The organism is Actinomycetota bacterium (genome assembly GCA_041658565.1).
In the GTDB taxonomy this organism is placed as follows: domain Bacteria; phylum Actinomycetota; class AC-67; order AC-67; family AC-67; genus JBAZZY01.
Window position 1 is genome coordinate 1 of sequence record JBAZZY010000072.1, and the last position, 3,273, is coordinate 3,273.

Here is a 3,273-nt window from a genome sequence, read left to right on the forward strand (position 1 = left end):
CACGGGCTGCACGTCTCACCCCGCAGTCCGGCTGACAATGTGCTGATCACGATCGTTCCGAAGGGATCGCCGGCGACTAACAAGCCGCTCACCTTTGTCGGTAGCTACGACTACCGATACGAGATTCCCGCCGACCATCTCCCAGGTACGCACTGGTATCACGCGCATCTGCACGGATCGACGTCCATTCAGCTGGCGAGTGGCATGGCCGGCATACTGATCGTCGAGGGCGACATCGACGAGGTGCCCGAGATACGCGCCGCGACAGAGAGAACCTTCCTCTTCCAGCAGATTCCCTACGAGATGATCGAAGGCGGACCGGGCGTCGTTGAGGACCGGTCGCTGGACAATCTCGTCGCTCGTTTCAACGGCGAGCTGTCGTCCGGCGATCGCAAACGCTTCACAACAATCAACGGGATTGTCCCTGTCGTGCGCATGAAACAGGGTTCGGTGGAGCGCTGGCGCCTCGTGCACGGCGGGATCTTCGAGCTGTTGCCCATCGACATCGTCGGTTGCGAGCGCCCGTATGATCCTGCATCGCGGTCCATTCGCGACTATTGCGACGACCCGGAGAATGCTGCAGCGACGGACGGAGTCGTGTTCTACCCGATCGCCCGGGACGGGATCACGCTCGGCACTCTCACTGAGGTCAAGGCGGCGCAACTGCCCGTGCTCGGTCCGGGAAATCGTATGGATATACTGGTCAAGGCCCTGCGCCCCGGGACCTACATCCTGCGCAAGGGCCCTGAACAACTGCTGTTTGCGCTGAATGCCTCCGTACGCTTCTCCGATCTGGCAGGTCCAGGAGCTCCTGCGGAATCGGCGGCCAGCAGCGTCGTCGACGAGCCGTACACGCTGGCCGTGATCGTCGTGGAGGCGCATGAACAAGACATGCCGCTGCCGGGCGAAGCCGCTATGGCGGCGCTGCGACGGCCAGCGATTTTAGACGCCGCCGCGGCGCCGGAGCCGCGCCACGTTATCCGGCTCGAGCGACGCGGCCCTTCCGGCTTCGTCAACGGCCGCACGTTCGTCGACGGTCAGTTTCCGCGCACGCTCGTGCTGGGCGATGTCGAACGCTGGTCGATCGAAGCGATCGGGGAGCTGCACCCCTTCCACAAGCATGTAAATCCGTTCTTGCTGATCGAGCAGAACGGGGAGCCTCTCGATCCTCCCGTTTGGCTCGACACGATATCGGTGCCGAGCGGCGAGCAGGCTACGCTCGTTACCCGCTACGACACGTTCGTCGGCAAGTTCGTGCTCCATTGCCATAACCTCGTCCACGAAGATCTCGGCATGATGGAGCTCGTTGAGATCGTTCCGCGTCCTGGCGGCGCGATTGCCGGCCTCACCTACTTTCAGTTCGACACCGCGCCGGCAAGGTCGTGGTCGTTCGCAGGCGCAAACGGTCGCACGCTCACCGTCGCCGACTTCGACGCGCGGGTCGTATTGATTGCGCCTTGGTCGCCGGACTGTCCCTCCTGCGTGCAGGAACTCTCCCGGCTGGCGGCTCTGCAAGCCACGCTCGCCAATCAGCCGCTCTCCGTTGCGGCCGTGATGGTGGGCGCCGATGTGGCGGCGGCCGAGCGGTATCTTCAAGCTAACGGATTGGCCGCGCTGACGGCATACGCCGATCCGGGAAGCGCGCTCAAAGCTCATTTCGCCGTCGATAGCTTTCCGGCTGCCATCCTCATCGACCGCGCGGGCCACGCCAGGGCGGCACTGAAAGGCAGTGGGGGCTGGGACGCTGCCGACGCAGCAGCGCTGGTCCGATACTTTTGCGAGTCTTGAAATTCGTTTTTGTGTTTGCATAGAGGAGCTATATCAATGTCTGCATTGAGCCGATTGCCCTTTTTTGCGGTTGCCGGAATTGCCGGCCTCTGGGTGGTATCTGTCCACGCGCAGGGGCCACACGTGCCCACCCCCGGCGCTGACGTCATTCTCGGCGCTCTCGAGGATGTGACGATCTATGCCCGCAAGGGGCCTATTGTTGCGCTGTCGGCCAAGACGACCTCATGCAACAAGGGCGACAAGGTCTTGCTCTGGCATGCGCTGCCCGACAGCCGCCATCCGGTGATCACTCTCAACCTCTACCGCCTCCTCGATGATCGCATGGAGCAGATCGGTCAGTCGTGGGTGAAACATGGCTATTACGCGCTCCAGGCCGATGCTTGTGGTTTCGGTTGCCAGGCCAATCCCAGCGAGGACGGTCTCGGCGTCGGCTGTTCCGATCCCTACGGCGCCGGTCTCAACAAAGGCCCTAATCTGGGCTCTCGGCGCGACATCAACCCGACGACCGGCGTGTTTGATGGCGCGAGCGTCATCAAGGACTTTCCTCCTGAAGGACCGCCCCGCGCAGACATTCGCCACGGACTGCAGGTTCGAGAGGCCGATCTCGGCCAGAACAATGCGCGCTATTTCGTCGAGGGGCACTACATTGCCTCCGACGATGCCGCGGAAGGCAATGCGCACAACAACGTCTCATACCGCGAGATCAGCAGTCGCCGGAACGCCGCTGGGCAGTGGTCCTTCGCGTATCTCACTGATGCAGCCGTGCGGGAGACCCCTGCGATCTTCGCTTGGCCGCAGGCCGACTTCGCCAGGGTTCGCATCGCCGAGGCGAAGGAGGGCGACAAGGTCATCTTCGGACAGCTTGTCATCGGCTCGAAGGTTGTGCCCATCTCAGACACCGCCAATCTCTATCAGTACGCGGTCTACAATATGAACAGCAATCGCGGCGTTCGCTCTTTCAGTGTGCCGGTTGGATCAGCCGCGGTTCGCGATATAGGCTTCTCTGCTGCGCAATCGCATGGCGCCGACCCGCGTGACTCGACGGTTCTGTCGAACGACCCTTGGGCCGCCAAGCTCGATAACGGCAAAGTGACTTGGACCACCAAGCAATTCTCCGAGGACGCGCTCGCTAACGCGATCCGTTGGGGCACCATGTACTCATTTTGGTTCGTGGCCGACGGCCCCCCGGCGGACGTCACAGCCGACGTGGGGATGTTCAAGCCCGGCGATGGCGGCGATGCGATTTCGAGCGGCGCGGCCTGTGCCCCGGGTGCGACCTGTAAGGTCAAAGGCCCACAAGCAGCGACGCCTTGATATTGCAAAAAGGGCCGCCACGGCGCTGCCGGACGGCTCCTTTCGCAATGCTGGGTCAGCTCAATTGGTTCGAACCTGCGAGCGCTGATATTTCAGTGGCTCGTTCCTTCCAGGGCCCTTGAGCTGAAGGATATAGGTCAAGTCGTCGAACTCTAGGTTCCGTTGCTTCAC

General features: G+C 62.3%; 2 protein-coding genes. Both read left to right on the forward strand.

The window, feature by feature from the left end:
• The coding region (locus tag WDA27_14945; GenBank protein MFA5892220.1) for a multicopper oxidase domain-containing protein at positions 1-1,788 on the forward strand (1,788 nt) is incomplete at its 5' end.
• 36 nt (positions 1,789-1,824) lie between these two features.
• Positions 1,825-3,102: a hypothetical protein gene (locus tag WDA27_14950; protein MFA5892221.1), complete on the forward strand. Its 1,278-nt coding sequence runs from the start codon at positions 1,825-1,827 to the stop codon at positions 3,100-3,102.
• Positions 3,103-3,273: the final 171 nt, after the last annotated feature.